Annotated in this window: 21 protein-coding genes; 3 read left to right on the top strand and 18 right to left on the bottom strand. The window is 57.4% G+C overall.

Going from position 1 to position 21,050, the window contains the following annotated elements; genetic code table 11:
- Positions 1–152: 152 nt before the first annotated feature.
- The 10 genes from RHN82_RS17220 to pdxB form a co-directional block, all read right to left on the bottom strand.
- Positions 153–722 (bottom strand): UbiX family flavin prenyltransferase, encoded by a 570-nt coding sequence (locus RHN82_RS17220; RefSeq protein ID WP_015572254.1) that lies wholly within the window; start codon positions 720–722, stop codon positions 153–155.
- Between the two features lie 89 nt (positions 723–811).
- Positions 812–2,329, bottom strand: a complete 1,518-nt coding sequence (purF, locus tag RHN82_RS17215) for an amidophosphoribosyltransferase (protein WP_008502595.1) — start codon at positions 2,327–2,329, stop codon at positions 812–814.
- Positions 2,330–2,362: 33 nt separating this feature from the next.
- Positions 2,363–2,851, bottom strand: a complete 489-nt coding sequence (cvpA, locus tag RHN82_RS17210) for a colicin V production protein (RefSeq protein WP_000262116.1) — start codon at positions 2,849–2,851, stop codon at positions 2,363–2,365.
- Between the two features lie 254 nt (positions 2,852–3,105).
- Complete coding sequence (gene dedD, locus RHN82_RS17205; RefSeq protein ID WP_023300639.1) at positions 3,106–3,792, bottom strand: cell division protein DedD; 687 nt, start codon at positions 3,790–3,792, stop codon at positions 3,106–3,108.
- Positions 3,782–5,050, bottom strand: coding sequence for a bifunctional tetrahydrofolate synthase/dihydrofolate synthase (folC, locus tag RHN82_RS17200; protein ID WP_047053268.1), 1,269 nt, complete (start codon positions 5,048–5,050; stop codon positions 3,782–3,784). The genes dedD and folC overlap by 11 nt, the downstream gene beginning before the upstream one ends.
- Before the next feature lie 70 nt (positions 5,051–5,120).
- Complete coding sequence (accD, locus tag RHN82_RS17195; protein ID WP_047053266.1) at positions 5,121–6,026, bottom strand: acetyl-CoA carboxylase, carboxyltransferase subunit beta; 906 nt, start codon at positions 6,024–6,026, stop codon at positions 5,121–5,123.
- Positions 6,027–6,180: 154 nt separating this feature from the next.
- Positions 6,181–6,840, bottom strand: a complete 660-nt coding sequence (locus RHN82_RS17190; protein ID WP_003861406.1) for a DedA family protein — start codon at positions 6,838–6,840, stop codon at positions 6,181–6,183.
- Between the two features lie 28 nt (positions 6,841–6,868).
- Positions 6,869–7,681: a tRNA pseudouridine(38-40) synthase TruA gene (truA, locus tag RHN82_RS17185; RefSeq protein ID WP_032648968.1), complete on the bottom strand. Its 813-nt coding sequence runs from the start codon at positions 7,679–7,681 to the stop codon at positions 6,869–6,871.
- Positions 7,681–8,694 carry an aspartate-semialdehyde dehydrogenase gene (locus RHN82_RS17180; RefSeq protein ID WP_047053265.1) on the bottom strand — a complete coding sequence of 338 codons (1,014 nt, stop codon included), beginning with the start codon at positions 8,692–8,694 and terminating at the stop codon, positions 7,681–7,683. The genes truA and RHN82_RS17180 overlap by 1 nt, the downstream gene beginning before the upstream one ends.
- Positions 8,695–8,761: 67 nt before the next feature.
- Positions 8,762–9,898 carry a 4-phosphoerythronate dehydrogenase PdxB gene (pdxB, locus tag RHN82_RS17175; RefSeq protein WP_047053263.1) on the bottom strand — a complete coding sequence of 379 codons (1,137 nt, stop codon included), beginning with the start codon at positions 9,896–9,898 and terminating at the stop codon, positions 8,762–8,764.
- Between the two features lie 111 nt (positions 9,899–10,009).
- Here pdxB and flk point away from each other — a divergent pair, with 111 nt between their 5' ends.
- Entirely contained in the window at positions 10,010–11,014 is a 1,005-nt protein-coding gene (gene flk / locus RHN82_RS17170; protein WP_047053261.1) for a flagella biosynthesis regulator Flk, read from the top strand.
- An 87-nt stretch (positions 11,015–11,101) separates the two neighbouring features.
- Here flk and RHN82_RS17165 read toward each other — a convergent pair whose 3' ends face one another.
- Both RHN82_RS17165 and fabB read right to left on the bottom strand, forming a co-directional pair.
- Positions 11,102–12,280 carry an MFS transporter gene (locus tag RHN82_RS17165; protein ID WP_047053260.1) on the bottom strand — a complete coding sequence of 393 codons (1,179 nt, stop codon included), beginning with the start codon at positions 12,278–12,280 and terminating at the stop codon, positions 11,102–11,104.
- Between the two features lie 68 nt (positions 12,281–12,348).
- Complete coding sequence (gene fabB, locus RHN82_RS17160) at positions 12,349–13,566, bottom strand: beta-ketoacyl-ACP synthase I (protein WP_003861395.1); 1,218 nt, start codon at positions 13,564–13,566, stop codon at positions 12,349–12,351.
- Positions 13,567–13,724: 158 nt separating this feature from the next.
- On the opposite strand from fabB, the gene mnmC reads away from it, so the two are divergent.
- Entirely contained in the window at positions 13,725–15,722 is a 1,998-nt protein-coding gene (gene mnmC / locus RHN82_RS17155) for a bifunctional tRNA (5-methylaminomethyl-2-thiouridine)(34)-methyltransferase MnmD/FAD-dependent 5-carboxymethylaminomethyl-2-thiouridine(34) oxidoreductase MnmC (RefSeq protein ID WP_047053258.1), read from the top strand.
- Positions 15,723–15,783: 61 nt separating this feature from the next.
- On the opposite strand, the gene RHN82_RS17150 is transcribed toward mnmC, so the two are convergent.
- Genes RHN82_RS17150 through prmB form a run of 6 tightly spaced genes read right to left on the bottom strand, consistent with a single transcriptional unit; the run spans position 15,784 to position 20,332 of the window.
- Positions 15,784–16,059 carry a YfcL family protein gene (locus tag RHN82_RS17150; protein ID WP_006811417.1) on the bottom strand — a complete coding sequence of 92 codons (276 nt, stop codon included), beginning with the start codon at positions 16,057–16,059 and terminating at the stop codon, positions 15,784–15,786.
- 13 nt (positions 16,060–16,072) lie between these two features.
- A complete protein-coding gene (locus tag RHN82_RS17145) occupies positions 16,073–16,618 on the bottom strand; it encodes an elongation factor P hydroxylase (protein ID WP_003861390.1) in 546 nt (181 codons plus the stop codon).
- On the bottom strand, positions 16,618–17,427 hold the full coding sequence (locus RHN82_RS17140; protein ID WP_003861386.1) for a sulfite exporter TauE/SafE family protein: 810 nt from the start codon (positions 17,425–17,427) through the stop codon (positions 16,618–16,620). Before RHN82_RS17140 ends, RHN82_RS17145 begins: the two co-directional genes overlap by 1 nt.
- The gene (gene mepA, locus RHN82_RS17135; RefSeq protein ID WP_003861385.1) at positions 17,427–18,251 is read right to left on the bottom strand and encodes a penicillin-insensitive murein endopeptidase; all 825 of its coding nucleotides are present in this window, start codon (positions 18,249–18,251) and stop codon (positions 17,427–17,429) included. Before mepA ends, RHN82_RS17140 begins: the two co-directional genes overlap by 1 nt.
- Before the next feature lie 2 nt (positions 18,252–18,253).
- A complete protein-coding gene (gene aroC, locus RHN82_RS17130; RefSeq protein ID WP_047053255.1) occupies positions 18,254–19,339 on the bottom strand; it encodes a chorismate synthase in 1,086 nt (361 codons plus the stop codon).
- Positions 19,340–19,399: 60 nt separating this feature from the next.
- Positions 19,400–20,332, bottom strand: a complete 933-nt coding sequence (prmB, locus tag RHN82_RS17125; RefSeq protein ID WP_003861381.1) for a 50S ribosomal protein L3 N(5)-glutamine methyltransferase — start codon at positions 20,330–20,332, stop codon at positions 19,400–19,402.
- Positions 20,333–20,477: 145 nt separating this feature from the next.
- Between prmB and smrB the strand changes: the two genes are divergently transcribed.
- Positions 20,478–21,029 (top strand): endonuclease SmrB, encoded by a 552-nt coding sequence (gene smrB / locus RHN82_RS17120; RefSeq protein ID WP_015572246.1) that lies wholly within the window; start codon positions 20,478–20,480, stop codon positions 21,027–21,029.
- Positions 21,030–21,050: the final 21 nt, after the last annotated feature.

Below are 21,050 nucleotides of genomic sequence, written 5' to 3'. Positions count from 1 at the left end.
TGCCTTAATGGTGAAAGATAGCAGGTCTGCCGAACGAACCGGAAAGAGAAAAAGGGAAAAAGCGAATTAAATGTCGAGGATATGATCGCGGTTGCAGTTTTGCCCTGAAACAGGGCAAATTGTCTTTTCATGCACCTTGTTTGTGCACAGCTTTACGCCCCCTGCCAGCGGGTAAAGAGATCTTCCGGCAGGTCGATATCGAACTGATCCAGTACGCGGTTAACGGTCTGGTTGATGACATCGTCCAGCGTTTGCGGACGATGATAGAACGCGGGGACCGGCGGCATAATCACGGCCCCCAGTTCGGCTGCCTGCGTCATTAAACGCAGATGTCCCAGATGCAGCGGCGTTTCCCGCACGCAGAGCACCAGAGGACGACGCTCTTTCAGCACCACATCCGCTGCACGCGTCACCAGCGTGTCGGTATAGCTGTTTACAATGCCGGAAAGGGTTTTAATCGAACAGGGCAAAATAACCATGCCGGCCGTTTTAAACGAGCCCGAAGAGATGCTGGCGGCGATGTCGCGGGCATCGTGGACAACGTCAGCCAGGGCCTGAACGTCGCGCAGAGAGAGATCGGTTTCAAGAGAGAGGGTCTGACGCGCCGCCTGGCTCATCACCAGATGGGTTTCTACGCCTGCAACGTCACGCAGCACCTGTAACAGCCGGACGCCATAAATCGCGCCGCTGGCACCGCTGATCCCTACAATGAGTCGTTTCATGATTTTCGCCCTTGCTGATTTCAGGGCAGACTGTGCAGGATTTTACGGGGAGTTGCAAGTGAGGGCGAGCGCCCTCACCTGCATACGCATCAACCTTCGTTGTGCATCTCTAAGCTTTCGAGATCGTTTTGCAGCTGGACGGCTTTCGCATCGTCGTTACGCAGCGAATCCAGATAGTCGAGATACTGCTGGTCAACATCTTTGGTCACGTAGATCCCATTGAATACCGAGCATTCGAACTGCTGAATATCCGGGTTCTCGGCGCGCACCGCGTCAATCAGATCGTTCAGATCCTGGAAAATCAGGCCGTCGGCACCGATGATCTGGCGGATTTCGTCTACTTCACGACCGTGAGCAATCAGCTCGTTAGCGGTTGGCATATCAATGCCATACACGTTAGGGAAGCGAATTTCCGGCGCTGCGGAGGCGAGATACACTTTCTTCGCCCCGGCCTCACGCGCCATCTCGATGATCTGCTCAGACGTCGTGCCGCGCACAATGGAGTCGTCCACCAGCAGCACGTTCTTGTCGCGGAACTCGGCACGGTTAGCGTTCAGCTTACGACGTACGGACTTACGACGCAGCTGCTGGCCCGGCATGATAAAGGTGCGGCCTACGTAGCGGTTTTTCACGAAGCCCTGACGATACGGCTTGTCCAGAATACGGGCAATTTCCAGCGCGATATCACAGGAGGTTTCAGGGATTGGGATCACGACGTCGATGTCGAGATCGTCCCACTCGCGGGCAATCTTCTCGCCCAGCTTCGTCCCCATGTTGACGCGCGCGCTGTAAACGGAAATCTTGTCGATGAACGAGTCCGGTCGCGCGAAGTAAACGTATTCGAACAGGCACGGGTTGCTCACCGGGTTGTCGGCGCACTGACGGGTAAACAGCTGGCCCTTCTCAGTGATGTAGACCGCTTCGCCTGGCGCGACATCACGCAGGAATTCGAAGCCCAGAGTGTCCAGCGCCACGCTTTCGGAGGCAACCATGTACTCGGAACGGCCATCGCCGAGGTCACGTTTGCCGAGCACCAGCGGGCGAATGCCGTTTGGATCGCGGAAGGCCACCATGCCGTGACCGATGATCATCGCTACGCAAGCGTACGCGCCACGGATCTGGCGGTTAGTCGCGGCAACGGCGGCAAAAATGTTGTCTGCTTCCAGCGGATAATGGCGGAAGTTATCCAGTTCGCTGGCAAAGATATTGAGCAGGATTTCAGAATCAGACGTGGTGTTAATGTGGCGACGTTTCTCTTCGAACAGCTTTTTACGCAGCTCGTGGGCATTGGTCAGATTGCCATTGTGGGCAAGCGTGATGCCATACGGGGAGTTAACGTAAAAAGGCTGAGCCTCAGAGGCGCTGGAACTGCCAGCAGTAGGATAACGAACGTGACCGATCCCCATATTACCTTGCAGACGCTGCATATGGCGGGCTTCAAACACATCGTTTACCAGGCCATTCGCCTTGCGTAAACGGAAGCAGTTGTTTGCATCAATGGTGATGATACCCGCAGCATCCTGCCCACGGTGCTGAAGCACCGTTAACGCGTCATAAATCGACTGGTTTACCGGCATGAAACCGGCGATACCGACAATACCGCACATTCGTCTTTTCCTCGTTAAGCCACATCTCAGGGTTTATGCCCTGGGCAAGAAACTCGACGAGCTTTGCAGATAGTCAAAGAACCATCTGATGATGAAGCTGAACTCCGGAATGAGCTGCGATTTTTGCCAGTCTTCACTTTTGGAGAACCCGGTAAAGGTATCCAGGAAGAACAGGATCGCGGCCACAATGAGCACGCCTCGCAACGCGCCGAAACAGATGCCGAGCACCCTGTCCGTCCCTGACAGACCGGTTTTCTCGACCAGCTGACCTATCACGTAATTGACGATAGCGCCGACAATCAGCGTCGCGATAAACAGCACCGCGATGGCGATTCCGTTTCGGACCAGTTCATCTTCAAAGCCCGTGAACCAGACAGACAGGTAAGTGTAGTAATGACTGGCAACAAAGAAAGCACAACCCCAGGTTACCAGCGATAACGCTTCACGAACAAAGCCACGGATCAGGCTAACCAGACAGGAAAAACCAATCACCGCAATGATGGCGTAATCAATCCAGACCATATGTGTCCCACGATTTAACGCCCTGTCATCCAGTTCGGGGCGAATTCTAACAGAAAAAGAAAACGTTTGCGTAGGGATTTCCTTCCCACGCGTAAATAAAAAAGGCGCTGAAAAAATGCTCAACGCCCCCGCACCTTTGACGTTTCTGTGAACGTCTGCCTCCCCCTCCCCCCGGCCCTCTCCCTCAAGGGAGAGGGAGCAAACCGTCCGCTCGCCCCTTTGGGGAGAGGGTTAGGGTGAGGGGATAATTTCTATCAGTTGGCGCTGTAGTTCATCACCACACCGCTCAGGCCGGAGATTTGCTTCAGCTCGCCAAGCGAACCTTTGAGCTTATCTTTAGACGCATCCGGCCCCACGAGGATACGGGTAATTTTACCCTGTACCGGCGTGGTGGGTGAAGTATAAACACGGTATCCCGCGCCGCGCAGTTTACTCACGATCTCATTGACCTTATCTGCATTTTTCAATGCGCCGAGCTGAACGACGTAGGCTTTGCCCGTAGGGGCTGCGTCCTGTTTTGCCGGCGGTGGCGTTTCTGAGGCGGCTGCCAGTTGCTCGGCCGCTTTATCCCGCTGCGGTTTCGGCTGCGGCTTCTCCACCGGTTTCGGCTTCTCAACAGGCTTAGGCTGTTCTACCGGCACCGGATCAATCTCGATGTTATTGTTCGTCGCCAGACGCGAAGGATCGAGCGACGGCGCGGCTGCATCACCTGCGCGCACCTCTTCCGCTGCACCTTCTGGCGGCTGGGCAGGCAGCGCCTGCGTTGCCGCTGGCAGCATATCGGGCTCATCGCGATCGCCCGGTTTGGGTACCAGCGGAATGGCCGCAAATTCATCCTGGTAATGCTTTTTCTGCCCGTCGAGCAGCCCCGGGAGAATAATCACCCCAAGCGCGACCAGCACAATGGTTCCTGTTAAACGGTTCTGAAACTTACTCGCCACCGGTTCTCCCCGCGTCCATCACTTCCATGACATGTGCCACCGTGTGGAATGATCCACACACCAGCACGGTATCTTCTGGTTTAGCCTCCGCCATCGCGGCACGCCAGGCCGAAACCACACTGCTGTAGATTTCGCCTTTGCCGAGATGTTCCATCAACTGCTCAGCAGTCGCGCCGCGCGGCCCTTCCAGAGGAGCACAATACCAGCTATCGACCACACTCTCCATGCAGGCCAGCGTGCCGCCGATATCTTTATCATGAAGCATACCGATAACCGCCAGCACGCGCCCGGTTTTTGGTAACGATTTGAGACGTCCTGCGAGGTACGCCGCCGCATGCGGGTTATGTGCAACATCCAGAATCAGACGCGGTGACTCACTCACAATCTGAAAACGTCCCGGTAAGAGTGCGTTCTGAATGCCGTCGCGGATCGCCTGCTCGCTTACCGCTAATCCGCTGGCGCGCAGTGCCGCCAGCGCAGTCGCCGCGTTAGGCTGTGGCACCTGCGGCAGGGGCAGACTCGCCAGCACGCCCTGCGCATCGCTGAAGCGCCAGCCGTTGTCCTGCACCTTATACTGCCAGTCCACGCCGCGACGCAGCAGACGAGCGCCCTTCTCTTTCGCTACCTCAGCAATGGTATGCGGCATGTCCGGTTCGCCTACCACGGCAGGCTTATTGGCCCGGAAAATACCGGCCTTCTCACGGCCAATGCTCTCGCGGTCCGGGCCCAGCCAGTCGGTGTGATCCAGCGCGATGCTGGTGACGACGGCGACATCCGCATCCACCATATTGGTGGCATCCAGACGCCCGCCCAGCCCCACTTCCAGGATCACCACGTCCAGCTGCGCCTGCTTAAACAGCCACAGCGCCGACAGGGTGCCGTATTCGAAATAGGTTAATGAGGTTTCGCCGCGCGCCGCTTCGATAGCGGCAAACGACGCCGTATGGGCCGATTCCGCCAGCTCAGTATTTTGCACCCGCACGCGCTCGGTGTAGCGCACCAGATGCGGCGAGCTGTAAACGCCAACCTTGTACCCCGCCGCCATCAGGACAGATTCCAGCGTGCGGCAGGTGGTGCCTTTACCGTTAGTGCCCGCCACGGTAAACACGAAAGGCGCGGGTTTCAGCACATCAAGACGCGCGGCAACCTGACTTACGCGCTCAAGGCCCATGTCGATAGTTTTACTGTGCAGGTTTTCCAGATAAGAAAGCCACGCGGCCAGGGGCGACGTGGCTGGAGGAATGCTTTTATTTTCCATGATGCCCGGTTGTCATTAACGGTTTAGAAAGCAAAAGGGCAGCGCCATTCGGCCCTGCCCTTTTCAGTTATCAGGCCTCGGGTTCCTGATCCGGTACCACCACGCCTTCGCGCGGTTCATCCGGGTTCGGCGTCGGCAGATTCATCAGCTTCGCCAGAATGCTGGCCAGTTTCAGGCGCATTTCCGGACGGCGGACGATCATGTCGATGGCGCCCTTCTCAATGAGGAACTCACTGCGCTGGAAGCCCGGCGGCAGTTTCTCACGTACGGTCTGCTCGATAACGCGAGGACCGGCAAAGCCGATCAGCGCTTTTGGCTCAGCGATGTTCAGATCGCCCAGCATCGCGAAGCTTGCAGAAACGCCGCCCATGGTTGGGTCGGTCAGTACCGAGATGTACGGCAGACCGCGCTCCTGCATTTTCGCCAGCGCCGCAGAGGTTTTCGCCATCTGCATCAGGGACATCAGCGCTTCCTGCATACGTGCGCCACCGGAGGCGGAGAAGCAGATCAGCGGGCAGTTGTCTTCCAGCGCCTGCTCAACGGCACGCACGAAGCGCGCGCCAACCACAGAGCCCATTGAGCCGCCCATAAAGGAGAACTCAAACGCGGCGGCAACCACCGGCATCTCGTGCAGGGTGCCTTTCATGACGATCAGCGCGTCTTTCTCGCCGGTCTCTTTCTGTGCAGAGGCCAGACGATCTTTGTATTTTTTGGAGTCGCGGAACTTAAGCACATCTTTTGGCTCCAGTTCGCTGCCCAGTTCTACCAGAGAACCTTCGTCCAGCAGGCTATGCAGGCGGTTGCGCGCCGACATACGCATATGGTGGTCACACTTCGGACACACCTCAAGATTGCGTTCCAGCTCTGCGCGATACAGAACCTGGCCGCAGCTATCACACTTCGTCCATACCCCTTCAGGAATGCTCGCTTTACGCGTTGGGGTAATGTTGCTTTTAATTCGTTCAATCCAGCTCATTGATAACCTTTCTGCCTGAACCTGGTCGTATGCCAGTTTTGCTGTAAGAGGCGAATAATGCCATTTTTGCCTCCAACAGACCATGAATGTTGCACATTAAAACATAACAGCCCGAAACTTTGGATAAAAAAGTGGTCGAACCGCCAGCGTGCATTTACTTCGCTTGTTTTGCCGCCGCGCGTTTGTGACGAATGATTTCGATCACACCCGGCAGCACGGAAAGCACAATAATCGCTACAATCAGTAACTTAAGATTTTCCTGAACCACAGGCAGATCGCCAAACAGGTAGCCCGCATAGGTAAACAGCAGTACCCACAGCAGTGCGCCCACCACGTTATACATTGCAAAATGACGATAGGACATGTGACCCATTCCCGCCACAAACGGTGCAAATGTACGCACAATAGGCACAAAACGGGCAAGGATAATGGTCTTACCGCCATGGCGCTCATAGAACGCATGGGTCTTATCTAAATAACTGCGGCGGAAAATCTTCGAGTCCGGATTACTGAACAACCGCTCGCCAAATACCCGCCCGATGGTGTAGTTGACCGCATCACCAACAATCGCGGCGATGATCATCAGGACCACCATCAGATGGACATTCAGGTCATTCGTTGGCAGTGCGGATAACGCGCCCGCCACGAACAGCAGTGAATCTCCCGGCAGGAACGGCGTAACCACAAGGCCGGTTTCACAGAACAGAATGAGGAACAGAATGGCGTACACCCAGACGCCGTACTGCGCGACCAGCTCCGCCAGGTGAACATCAATATGCAGGATGAAATCAATCAGAAAACGTATTACGTCCATATTGTCTAAGCCCTAATTGCACCTTTGTTTAGTCCGCTAAAAACAGCGGGCCCATTGGCGGTTTTGGCAGGTCGAACCGGTCCGGATAATCCACCGAAACCAGATACAGACCTTCCGCTTTCGCCGTTGCTGCCGCAAGCGTTCTGTCCTTCGCTGCCAGCAGTTCTGCAATCCAGCTCTCCGGCTGGTGTCCGGCGCCCACTTCCATCAGGCTGCCTACAATATTCCGCACCATATGATGTACAAAGGCATTGGCTTTGATATCCACCACCACATACGCGCCATAACGACTGACGTTAATGTGCATGACGTTACGCCACGGCGTACGGGACTGGCACTGTACCGCACGAAACGACGTAAAATCATTTTCTCCAATCAGACACTGCGCCGCACGCTGCATACGTTCTGCATCCAGCGGTTCATAAAAATGCGTCACGCCCTGGCTTAACACCGCCGGGCGCAGGCGCTGGTTGTAGATGACATAACGGTAGCGCCGCGCCGTCGCGCTGAAACGCGCGTGAAAATCATCCGGCACAGCTTTCACCCAACGCACAGCAATGTCACCAGGTAAATTCGCATTTACACCCAGCGTCCAGGCCGCGTCCTTACGCACGGCGGTGGTGTCAAAATGCACCACCTGCCCCGTGCCGTGAACGCCGGCATCGGTCCGGCCCGCGCAGAAGACGTTGATCGGTTCATTAGCCACCTGAGAGAGCGCTTTCTCCAGCTTCTCCTGGACGCTGCGCACCTCATTCTGCCGCTGCCAGCCATAGTATTTACTGCCATCGTACTCAATACCGAGGGCAATTCTGTGGACCGGCTTTTGTTCCACATCTGACATCAGTACAGATACTCCTGCACCAGTTTTTCCGCGATTTTGACCGCCATCAGCGCGCCGCCAAAACGCACGTTGTCGGCGACGGACCAGAACTGCACCTGCTCCGGCATACCGTAATCGTTACGCACGCAGCCCACAGAGAGATGCGCGCTGCCGGTGGCGTCGCCCACCTGCGTCGGGAATTCGCTCTCTTCGGACAGGACAATGTCCTCTCCGCGGCCAAACGCGTCGCGGGCTTCTTCAGCCGCCAGCGGACGCAGGGCTTCAAACCCGACCATCTGCGCGTGGCCGTAAAAGACCGGAGACTGCACGACATTCGCGGAGATCATCAGCCCGTCATCCTGCAAAATTTTGCGTGCTTCATCGACGATACGACGCTCTTCCCGCACCGAACCTTCACGATCCGGCAGCAGCGGCAGCATGTTGAACGCCAGCTGGCGGCCAAAGAAATCATCTTCGTCGATCGGGATACCGTTCAGCAGCTTCGCGCTCTGCCCTGCCAGTGCGTCTACGGCTTTTTTACCGTTAGCGGAGGCTGACAGCAGGCTGGTCACGGAAATACGCGACAGGCCACCGTCGTCGATCAGCGGCTTAAGCGCGGTCAGCAGCTGGCTGGTGAGGCTGTTCGGTACTGCAATGATGTTGCGGTTGCGGTAGTCAGCCAGCACAAACGGGTTAACGTCCGGCACCACCAGCGGCACATCCGGCTCCAGGGAGAACAGACCGCTCAGGTCGATCACCAGACAGCCTGAATTTGTCGCTTCTTCAATGTAAGACGCCGTGGCTTCCGTACCTGCGGCAAAAAACGCCAGCTGAGCCTGCGTCCAGTCAAACGCGGCGGCATCCTGCACCATCACGGATTTGCCGCCGAAACGCAGATGTTCTCCTGCGCTGTCGGTACGCGCCAGTGCGTAAATCTCACCCACCGGGAACTGACGCTCAGCAAGGGTTTCAAGCAGGGCTTCGCCCACGGCGCCAGTGGCACCCAAAATGGCAATGTTCCAGCCTTCAGACATGGTGGTTTACTCCAGAAATAAAAAAGCGTCCCTGCCGGAGTATCCGACAGGGAGCATTAAGAAGACATTAACGTGCCGGGTGGTGAACGGCGTTAAATCCCAGTTTATGCAGCAGCCCCGCCGCTGACGCGTCATCGCACATGACATACAGGGAAGACCACTCGCGGCGCTCAAGGTAATTTTTGCGCAGCTTGTCAAACTCACCCGGAATACCCGCCACTTTACGCAGCAGCGCGTCATCGCGGCGCACATCATACACCAAATGCACCAGTCTTTTCAGCGTTGCCTCATCCAGCGGGCCATGAAGGGTAATGCGGCCAAATTCCGGGGCGGGCAGCAGCGTATCCAGCGCCACCTGCTGCGGATGGCCGATAAAGGCGCTGTAAGCCTCAAACACCTGGGTTGTGCCACGCGCTTTGCCTTCAAGGGTATAACCCGCGATATGCGCGGTACCCACATCCACCTTATTCAGCAAGGCGACGTTGAGATCCGGCTCTGGCTCCCAGACGTCCAGCACGACGCTAAGATCTTGTCCTTCGTCGAGACATGTCAGCAGCGCCGCGTTATCCACCACCGGTCCCCGGCAGGCATTTATCAGAATAGTGTCAGCCTTCAGACGGCGGATCAGCTTTTCGTCGGCCAGGTGCAGCGTCTTGTACGGCCCCTCTTTAAAGAGCGGCGTATGGAAGGTGATGACGTCGCACTCGTCGACCAGCTCATCCAGCGTGCGGAAGTCGCCTTCATCGCCGTTATCCTTACGCGGCGGATCGCACAGCAGGGTGCGGATGCCCCAGGCTTCCAGACGCTTTTGCAGACGTCCACCCACGTTGCCCACCCCCACAATCCCGACGGTGCGGTCTTTCAACGCAAAACCATCGCGCTCGGCCAGCATCAATAGCGAGGAGAAAACATATTCCACGACGGCAATGGCGTTACAGCCTGGCGCCGCGGAAAAACCAATCCCCGCCTGCTTAAGCCACTGGTCATCCACATGATCGGTCCCGGCCGTTGCCGTCCCGACAAATTTAACCCCTTTGCCGGTGAGCAGCGCCTCATTTACTTTGGTCACCGAGCGCACCATCAGGGCGTCTGCATCGTCCAGTTCGCTGACCGGAATCGGGCGACCAGGGACAGCCTTAACCTCACCCAGGCGGCTGAACAGCTCACGGGCGTAAGGCATATTTTCATCAACGAGGATTTTCACGTCTGAGTACCTGTTTGAGAGGAAGTAAACCTGCCAAGTGTGCCATAATCTCGCCGCCGGGCATATATCTCCGCCCGGTTACGCAGAGTTTGACTTTAAGGATTTTTGACGATGCAGCCCATTTCAGGTACGCCTCCGCGCCCTCCGGGTGAAGGCCCCGTAACGCCCAACACGCCAGGCGAACAACCGCTCTCCACGCAGCAACGCACCGTACTGGAGCGTCTGATCACGCGTCTTATTGCGTTAACCTCACAGCAAAACGCAGAGGTGTGGGCCGGCGTTAAGCACGATTTGGGCGTCAGAAACGATGCGCCGCTACAGTCGCGCCATTTCCCTGCCGCCGAACAAAACCTGAACCAGCGTCTTACCAGCGCACAGCAGCAACATACTACCCGCCAGATTATCTCGCAGCTGACCGAGCTGTTGGGCCAGGGGAATAATCGTCAGGCGGTGAGTGATTTTATCCGTCAACAGTACGGTCATACCGCCCTGAGCCAGCTTTCTCCGGAACAGCTGAAAACCGTGTTGACCCTGCTGCAAAGCAATCAGCTTTCTATCCCGCAGCCGCAACAGCGCCCATCTACAGAACGGCCATTGCAGCCTGCGGAGCATAATACGCTCAAGCAGATGGTCACTAAGCTGGCTGCCGCTACCGGCGAACCCACAAAGCTTATCTGGCAATCCATGCTGGAACTTTCCGGTGTGAAAGCGGGCGAGATGATCCCGGCAAAACAGTTTACCCATCTGGTCACCTGGCTCCAGGCGCGTCAGACGCTCAGCACCCAGAGTGCCCCTACCCTGCACAGCGTACAGGCGGCGCTGAAACAACCGCTGGAACCGCACGAATTCGATCTGATTCGGGATTACGCTCAGCAGAGCTGGCAGGCTACGCCGCAAACGGTGCTGACCACCGCGCAGGTGCAGGATGTGCTCAATCAGATCTTCGTTCGCCGCGCCGAGCGGGAAGCCGGCGTGCCGGAGGTAAGAAACATTCAGCCGATCTACAACCCGCTGTTTGCCCCCGTAGTTGATACGTTCAAAACGCTTTCTGCCCGTCCGGGATTGATGTTTATCGCGTTGGTGATTGCGCTGGCGATTTTCTGGCTGGTTGCGTGAGGATTTGCCCGGTGGCGCTTCGCTTACCGGGCCTACAACGGCTCGAACAGTAGGCCGGGTAAGGCGAAGCCGCCACCGGGCAAAAAACTACGACCTGCGAAACGCCACCAGCGTCACCACAATCCCCACCACCGCAGAAACTGCACCGGCCAGGAAGACGGACGGGTAGCCAAACGAGGTGGCTAACACCCCGGCCAGCGGCCCGGTGATGCCGTAAGAAATATCCTGAAACGCCGCATAGCCGCCCAGCGCCGTGCCGCGCACCTGCGGAGCGACGCGCTTCACCACTTCAACGCCCAGCGCCGGGAAGATCAGCGAGCAGCCGCAGCCGGTTAACGCCGCACCCAGCAGCGCAACGGATGCAGAGGGCGCCTGCCAGAGCAGTACCAGACCCGCGGTCTCAATGAAAAGTGACGCCACGGCCACCTTCACGCCGCCAAAGCGATCCGGCATCCAGCCAAACAGCACGCGCATCAATACAAACGCGCCGCCAAAGGCCGTCAGCGTAAAGCCCGCCATCGCCCAGCCGCGGCTCATGAAATAGAGGGAGACAAAGGTACCAATAACCGCGAAGCCCACCCCCTGAAGCGCCAGCCCAAGCCCCGGCTGCCAGATTTGCCCCACCACGCTCCACAGCGAAGGACGCTCGCCTTTATGGGCAGGCACCTTACGCACCGAACCGTTAAACGCCCACGCCAGCAGCGGCAATACCATGGTAGTGCCTGCCAGCACCGCAAAACCAAACTGGCTGTGGATCAGCAGCCCCAGCGGTGCGCCTGCCGCCAGCGCGCCGTAAATCGCCATCCCGTTCCAGGACATCACTTTTCCGGAACGCGCAGGTCCCACCAGCCCCATTCCCCAGGTCAGGGTGCCGGTCAGCAGCTGGCTTTCGCCAAAGCCGAGGATCAGGCGCCCTGCCACCAGCAGCGCGAATTTATACGCTGCATCTATCGGCAACAGCGCCGCCAGCAGCCAGGCTCCCCCCGCCAGCCCGCAGGCAAACATGCCCTGCAACGCCGAGCGTTTTGCGCCGTGCTGATCCGCCAGACGACCGGCGTAGCCCCGGGTTAATACCGTCGCTAAAAACTGAATGCCCACCGCAATACCGACCATGGTGTTGCCATAGCCCAGCTCATGGTGAACGAACAAGGGGATCACCGGCAGCGGCAGGCCAACGGTCATATAGGTCAGAAACACCGCAAAGGCGATGCGGAAAAGGGAAAGGTTCCCGGAAGGAGCGATCTTCTCAGGGGTAACAGCCTTCATGCATAACTCCGTGTTCAGGCATAAAAAAAGGGAGCCGCGCGGCTCCCTTCTACTATACCTTCAAACGCTTACGCTTTCAGCTTACGCATCACCAGCGTGGCGTTGGTGCCGCCGAAACCGAAGCTGTTGGACATAACGGTCGTCAGCTCACGTTCAGTGGTTTCGGTCACGATGTTCAGGCCAGCCGCCTGCTCGTCCATCTCTTCGATGTTGATGCTTGGCGCGATAAAGCCGTTTTCCAGCATCAGCAGAGAGTAGATCGCTTCCTGCACGCCCGCCGCACCCAGAGAGTGACCGGTCATGGCTTTGGTTGCAGAGATAGCCGGACTGTTGTCGCCGAACACTTCACGGATCGCACCCAGCTCTTTCACGTCGCCTACCGGCGTTGAGGTGCCGTGGGAGTTCAGGTAGTCGATTGGAGTATCAACACCGTGCATCGCCATCTTCATGCAGCGCACCGCGCCTTCACCGGATGGAGCAACCATGTCAGCGCCGTCTGACGTTGCGCCGTAGCCCACGATCTCAGCGTAGATGTGCGCGCCACGCGCCAGCGCGTGTTCCAGCTCTTCAACCACAACCATACCGCCGCCGCCAGCGATAACAAAACCGTCGCGGTGTGCGTCATAAGTACGGGACGCTTTGTCTGGCGTTTCGTTGTATTTGGTGGACAGTGCGCCCATCGCGTCGAACTCACAGGCCATTTCCCAGCCCAGCTCTTCGCCGCCGCCAGCAAATACGATGTCCTGTTTGCCCAGCTGGATCTGCTCAACCGCATTACCGATACAGTGTGCAGAGGTCGCACATGCAGAGCTGATGGAGTAGTTCACACCGTGGATTTTGAACGGCGTTGCCAGGCACGCGGAAACCGCTGAACCCATGGCTTTGGTCACAACGTATGGACCGACCGCTTTCAGGCCGCGCGGGCTACGCATGGCGTCAGCACCGAACACCTGAGCTTTAGAGGAACCGCCGGAGCCTGCAATCAGACCCACGCGTGGGTTGTTCTGGTAAACGTCTTCGCTCAGACCAGAATCCTTGATCGCTTCCTGCATGGAAAGATAGGCGTAGATAGAGGCATCGTTCATGAAACGAACCACTTTACGGTCAATTAAACCGGTGGTGTCCAGTTTAACGTTACCCCATACGTGGCTACGCATTCCAGAATCTTTAAACTCTTCAGAGAAAGTGATCCCGGAGCGTCCTTCACGCAGAGATGCCAGGACTTCCTGCTGGTTATTACCGATGCTGGAAACGATGCCCAGGCCAGTAATCACTGCACGTTTCATTCAATACCTCTGTAAGTCGCACTATAAAAAGTTTCGAGTCGCACAATAGCGTACACTTGTACGCCGAACAAGTCCGATCAGCGATTTTCTGTGGAAATTTGCACCGATGGGCTCACATCGCTAAGATCGTGCCACTGCCTGTCAGACGAGTAACTTACGTGAAACATAACGCCATACAACCTGCCAACCTCGAATTCAACGCTGAGGGTACACCTGTTTCCCGAGATTTTGATGACGTCTACTTTTCTAATGATAACGGACTGGAAGAGACGCGCTATGTCTTCCTCGAAGGAAATCATCTCAGCACCCGCTTCCCTGAGCATCCGCGCAGCCTGTTTGTCGTAGCGGAGAGCGGTTTCGGCACCGGGCTGAATTTTCTGACCCTCTGGCAGGCGTTCGACCAGTTTCGCGCTGCACACCCCGAGGCTACCTTACAAAGATTACATTTCATCAGTTTCGAAAAATTTCCGCTTACCGCGCACGATCTGCGGCTTGCCCATCAGCGCTGGCCGGAGCTTGCCCACTGGGCGGAACAGCTTCAGGCCCAGTGGCCACCGGCTATCGGCGGCTGTCATCGTCTGATTCTGGACGACGGACGCGTCACCCTCGACCTGTGGCTGGGCGACATTAATGACCTGACCGATAAGCTCGATGACTCGATGAATCAGAAGGTGGACGCCTGGTTCCTGGACGGTTTTGCGCCCGCCAAAAATCCGGACATGTGGAGCCCGCACCTGTTCAGTGCCATGGCACGTCTGGCGCGCCCGGGCGCGACGCTTGCCACCTTCACCTCGGCGGGCTTTGTCCGCCGTGGGTTGCAGGAGGCGGGGTTTACCATGCGGAAAACTAAAGGCTTTGGCCGCAAACGCGACATGCTGGTCGGGGTGATGGAACAGGATCTGGCGATCCCGGCGCAGGCCCCCTGGTTTGCCCGTCGCGCCAGCATCTCGCGTGAGGTCGCCATTGTGGGCGGGGGGATCGCCAGCGCCCTGCTCTCTCTGGCGCTGCTACACCGTGGCTGGCAGGTGACGCTCTACTGCGCTGACGAGGCGCCGGCGACGGGCGCATCAGGCAACCGCCAGGGCGCGCTTTATCCCTTATTAAGTTCACACGATCCGGCACTGTTCCAGTTCTTCCCGGCAGCGTTTACGTTTGCTCGCCGCCTTTACGATAGCCTGCCGGTTGCGTTCGACCACGACTGGTGCGGCGTGACGCAGCTCGGCTGGGACGAGAAGAGCCAGCAGAAAATCACACAAATGCTGTCGCTGGGTCTGCCGGAGGCCATCGCCCATGCCGTGACGGCACAGCAGGTTGCAGAGACCGCTGGCGTCGACACCGGCTGCGGGGGTATTCAGTATCCACTCGGCGGCTGGCTGTGTCCGGCTGAACTGACTTCTGCGGCGATAGCCCTCGGGCAGTCGCGTGGGTTGACAGTGCATTATGCCCATAAGGTTCAATCGTTAAGTCGCACTACGCACTGGAAACTGCGTTTCGCTGACGGCAAAGAGGCGCAGCATGCCAGCGTTGTGCTGGCCAACGGGCATCATATCAGCCAGTTCACCCAGACAGCGTCATTGCCGGTTTATCCGGTCGGCGGCCAGGTGAGCCATATTCCTGCCGCCCCCCAACTGAGCAAACTGCGTCAGGTGCTGTGTTACGACGGCTACCTGACGCCGCAAAATCCGTCCAACGGCCATCACTGCATCGGCGCCAGCTACCATCGCGGTGAAACAGATATGCAGTACAGCGAAGCGGATCAGCAGCAAAACCGCCAGCGCCTGCTCGACTGTTTCCCGGATGCGTCGTGGGCAAAAGAGGTGGATGTCAGTGAGGGTAAGGCGCGCTGCGGCGTACGCTGCGCGACCCGCGATCACCTGCCGATGGCGGGAAACGTGCCGGACTATGACGCCACGCTTGAAGTCTATCAGGATCTTGCTGACAACAAAGAAACGGCGGTAAGCGCGCCCGTTCATCCCGAGCTGTTTATGCTGGGTGGCTTAGGCTCGCGGGGATTATGCTCCGCGCCGTTGCTGGCTGAAGCGTTAGCCGCGCAAATGAGCGACGAGCCGGTTCCGCTGGACAGAGTTACGCTCGCGGGGCTGAATCCAAACCGACTGTGGGTGCGGAAATTGCTGAAGGGGAAGAGGGTCAATTAGGGTGCGGTCTGGAGCCCTCACCCCGGCCCTCTCCCACGGGAGAGGGAGGTGGCGCACATACTTAGCGTTTAGCCTGCTGGAACAAATTGTCCCACATGCCCAGCACTAAAGACTGGTCGCGCGGAGAGAGTTCCCCGGCCTGAATAGCGTTTTCCAGGCTGCGAGTGACTTCCGCGTGAACGGCGTCGGCAGAGTGATCGTCCCCGGCTTCCAGCGCGGCTACCGCCAGCGTCAGGTGACCACGCAGATAACCGCTGGCGAACAGCTCATCATCACTGGCGTGTTCCACCATGTCATCAATTAACGCCAGAATGCGTGATTCAAATTCTGCGATCATCTTCTTTCCTCTGTTAAAGATCTTCCGGCCACGGGAAGCATTCCGCCGTGATCTCCGGCGTGTGGTAATAATTCTGTAAAGCCTCGATCAGGCGTGCCGGACGTGCCGGGATGCCTTTCTCAAGATATTCCATCACCTGCGCATGAACGCGGCGCTGGAAGACGATACGGTCTGGCTCGAAGTCGCCTTCGAGATTGTCACAACTTACGTTGAACGGGAAACCCGCCGCTACGCAGAACAGCCATTCCAGCGCCTGAGGTTTCACCTCCACATCTTCGAACTGCCCCTGGGTGGCGGCGTCGCGCCCGTCCGGGCAGTACCAGTAACCGAAGTCCACCAGCTCGCGACGCGCTTTCCCCGCGATGCACCAGTGCGAGATCTCGTGCAAACCGCTGGCGTAAAAGCCGTGGGCAAAGATGATGCGGTTATACGGAACCTCGTCATCAGCTGGAAGATAGATCGGTTCGTCGTCGCCTTTAATCAGACGGGTATTAAAATCATCAGCAAAACAGCTATCGAAGATCTCAATCAGCTGTTCGTAGTTATGCGTACTGTTCATTAGTTCATCCCCAACCAGGTGAGGATCTCCTGTCCATGGCTGTCATAAAGAAGTTTGGCGCTCATCACCGCCGAGACGACAACAATCATCGGGCGGATCAGCTTTTGTCCTTTGCTTAATACCAGACGCGAGCCTGCGCGCGCGCCCAAAAACTGCCCTGCCATCATCACAAACCCGGTTGCCCAGATAACCTTGCCGCCAATGATAAACAGCAGCAGACCGCCAACGTTGGAGGTTGCGTTGAGGACTTTGGCGTGGGCGGTGGATTTGGCGAGGTTAAACCCGGCCAGCGTCACGAATGCCAGCGCGTAAAACGAGCCTGCCCCCGGGCCAAAGAAGCCATCGTAAAAACCGACGCAGCCACCGGCAATCAGCGCAAACGGCAGGCCGTGAAGACGACGCTGTCGATCTTCTTCCCCGAGCTTTGGCATCAGCAGGAAATAGAGGCCGATACAGATAACCAGCAGCGGCAGGATCTGGCGCAGAATGTCGGACTGTACGTGCTGGACCAGCAGTGCGCCCGCCGTTGAGCCAATAAACGTCATCAGGATATTGAGCTTCTGATCGGCGAGATTCACCACTTTGCGGCGAATGAAATAGAGCGACGAGGAGAGCGAACCGCCGCATGCCTGGAGTTTGTTAGTGGCAAGCGCCTGGGCAGGGCTCATGCCTGCCGCCAGCAGCGCCGGAACGGTGAGCAACCCGCCGCCGCCCGCCAGGGCATCGATAAATCCGGCTAACATCGCAACAAAAAAGAGCACCGCCAGCAGCAGCGGTGACACCATGAACAGATCGACGAAATTATCCATTAAAGTACATGCTCATCCAGTAGCGCCTGGCAGGAAGGCGGCAACGGAGGCGGTGTCTTCTTCTCAGGCTTAGAGGTTCCAGGCTTGGCTGGTTCAAACCAGCTTTGCAGTTCGTAACCACAACCATCGCCAGGCGGTGGCAGCGGCTGATCTTCACATTCCAGGCTGTTCGCCGGGCAGCGCAGGCGAACATGCATATGGGCACGATGCTGGAACCACGGGCGCACTTTACGCAACCAGTCGCGATCCGTTCCCGCATCCAGGCAAAGCTGCTGCTTGATGGCCGGATTAACAAAGATCCGCGTGACGTCGTTATCCTCTGCCGCCAGCTTAATCATGCTGGAAATTTCCGGCGACCATCGCGAGGCGACAACCCGTTTACCGTCGGCCGAGACCAGATCCAGCGCCTGCGGTTTCAGCAGCTGCGCTGAACTCCAGCGCGTTTTCGGCAATTGCAGGAAGATATCCACATCCAGTCCGGTCTGGTGGCTGGCGTGACCGCCGTTGAAGCGACCACCGGCAGGCATCCCCATATCGCCAATCAGCATCGTCCCCAGCCCCAGATTATGCACCTGGTTGCCAAGACGCTGAATAAAAAGCACCAGGTCAGGATGGCCGAAATAACGGCGCTGGTCGGTGCGCATCACCTGATAGGTATCCGATTGCAGCGGAAGTTCCTGCGCGCCGACGATACACCCGTTGGAGAAAGCGCCAATGGACTGCGCGCTCCCCGCTACCGGGTGGGTGATTTTCTGCCACGGCGTAGCGGCCAGGCTTGCTCCACTGGCCAGCAGCGCCAGCAGAGCGATTGCGGTTTTTTTCATAATTACCAGCGTGGAATGGTGGTCGTCACATCCGCATTCTGCGCGCGCTGGCGCAGGAAGTGATCCATCAGCACGATCGCCAGCATCGCTTCTGCGATCGGCACCGCGCGGATCCCCACGCACGGATCGTGACGCCCTTTGGTGATCATCTCAACTTCATCGCCTGAGCGGTTAATCGTGTGGCCCGGGACGGTAATGCTGGACGTTGGCTTCAGGGCGATATTGGCAGTAATTTGCTGCCCGCTACTGATGCCGCCCAGAATGCCGCCAGCATGGTTGCTCTGGAAACCCGCCTTCGTGATTTCGTCGCGGTTCTGGCTGCCGCGAAGCTTGACCACGTCAAAACCGTCGCCGATTTCAACGCCTTTCACCGCGTTGATGCTCATCAGCGCGTGGGCGATGTCGGCGTCGAGACGGTCAAATACAGGCTCGCCCCAGCCAGCCGGCACGCCGTCGGCCACCACGGTGACTTTCGCACCAATGGAGTCGCCCTCTTTTTTCAGGCCGCGCATCAACTCGTCCAGCGCGTCCAGCTTGTCGGCATCGGCGCAGAAGAACGGGTTAAGTTCTACCTGATCCCAGTCTTTGATTGCCAGCGGAATGTCGCCCATCTGGGTCAGACAGCCGCGGATAACGATGCCGAATTTCTGCTGGAGATATTTTTTGGCAATTGCCCCTGCCGCCACGCGCATCGCGGTTTCACGCGCGGAAGAACGTCCGCCGCCGCGATAGTCGCGAAAGCCATATTTTTGTTCGTAGGTATAGTCGGCATGACCAGGACGGAAAACGTCTTTAATTGCGCCGTAGTCCTGAGAGCGCTGATCGGTGTTTTCAATCAGCAGACCAATGCTGGTCCCGGTGGTACGGCCTTCAAAAACGCCGGAGAGAATTTTGACCTGGTCCGGCTCGCGACGCTGCGTGGTGTAGCGAGAGGTACCCGGACGCCGACGGTCAAGGTCATGCTGTAAATCGGCTTCGGTCAGTTCGATGCCTGGCGGGACGCCATCAACGATACAACCCAGTGCCAGACCGTGCGACTCGCCAAAGGTGGTCACACGGAATACCTGTCCAATACTGTTTCCTGCCATCACGGCTCCGATGTTGTTGTTTGTGTTTGAGCGTTGTGAAACGGGCCGAAGCCCGCTGGATTAATCTTTGTAAATGCTGAAGTATTCGCGTGCATCAAGCAGTTGCGCCTTGGTCAGCATAAAGACGCCGTCACCGCCGTTGTCGAACTCAAGCCAGGTGAACGGCACATCCGGATACTGCTCTATCAGATGTACCATGCTGTTGCCCACTTCACAAATCAGAACGCCGTCGTCGGTCAGATAATCCGGCGCGCAGGCCAGGATGCGGCGGGTCAGCTTCAGACCGTCAGAGCCTGACGCCAGGCCCAGCTCCGGCTCGTGACGGTACTCGTTCGGCAGATCGGACATGTCTTCGGCATCCACGTACGGCGGATTGGTGACGATCAGGTCGTATTGCAGCGTCGGCAAGTCACGGAACAGGTCTGAGCGGATAGGCGTGACGTGATGGATCAGACCGTGCTCTTCAATGTTGTGTTCGGTGACGGCCAGCGCGTCGGTGGAGATATCGACGGCGTCCACTTCTGCTTCCGGGAAGGCGTACGCGCAGGCAATGGCGATGCAGCCGCTGCCGGTGCACATATCAAGAATGTGCTGCGGCTGATGGTTAATCAGGCCGTCAAAGTGGTTGTTGATCAGCTCGCCAATCGGCGAACGTGGCACCAGCACGCGCTCATCAACATAGAACTCATGGCCGCAGAACCAGGCTTTGTTGGTCAGGTAAGCCACCGGAATACGCTCGTTCACGCGACGGATCACGCGCTCAACGATGCGGTGTTTTTCGCTGGAGGTCAGGCGCGCGGTACGCATGTCTTCCGGAATATCCAGCGGCAGGTAGAGAGACGGCAGCACCAGTTGAACGGCCTCATCCCATGGGTTATCCGTACCGTGGCCGTACCAGATATTGGCGGCGCTGAAGCGGCTAACCGACCAGCGCAACATGTCCTGTATGGTATGCAGCTCGTTTACTGCTTCATCGACAAAAATTTTATCCACTCTTTCCTCCAGGGCATGCTCGCATAATTTTCGGCGGCTAGTTTGCCATGAAGACGGCGATAAATCAGCAATGACGCGTACCGCTTGAGGTTAAAAAATGCGTTTAGTCGGGTACACTATCGGAAATACGAGATGAGAATGACGAATGAAAAAGAAAACATCGCTCAGCGAGGAGGATCAGGCTCTCTTCCGCCAGCTGATGACCGGGACGCGTCAAATCACGCACGACACCATTGTCCATCGCCCGCAGCGTAAAAAAGTCAGCGAGGTACCGGTCAAACGGTTGCTTCAGGAGCAGGCCGATAACAGCCACTATTTTTCAGATGAGTTTCAGCCGCTGCTCAATACTCAGGGTGCGGTGAAATACGTGCGCGAAGACGTCAGCCATTTTGAACTGAAAAAATTACGCCGGGGAGATTACTCGCCGGAGCTGTTCCTCGATCTGCATGGGTTGACCCAGATGCAGGCGAAACAGGAGCTTGGGGCGTTGATCGCGGCATGTCGTCGCGAACATGTTTTCTGCGCCTGCGTAATGCACGGTCACGGCAAACATATTCTTAAGCAACAGACACCGCTGTGGCTGGCTCAGCATCCACACGTGATGGCTTTTCATCAGGCGCCAAAAGAGTACGGCGGAGATGCCGCATTGCTGGTATTGATTGAGGTGGAGGAGTGGCAGCCGCCAGAATTGCCCTGACAGGAAGGCGGGAGGCACGCT

The organism is Enterobacter cloacae complex sp. EB5, assembly GCF_031432835.1.
Lineage (GTDB): Bacteria > Pseudomonadota > Gammaproteobacteria > Enterobacterales > Enterobacteriaceae > Enterobacter > Enterobacter hormaechei_C.
The sequence above is the reverse complement of the archived record's forward strand: the minus strand, read 5'-3'. Positions and strand labels throughout refer to the sequence as shown.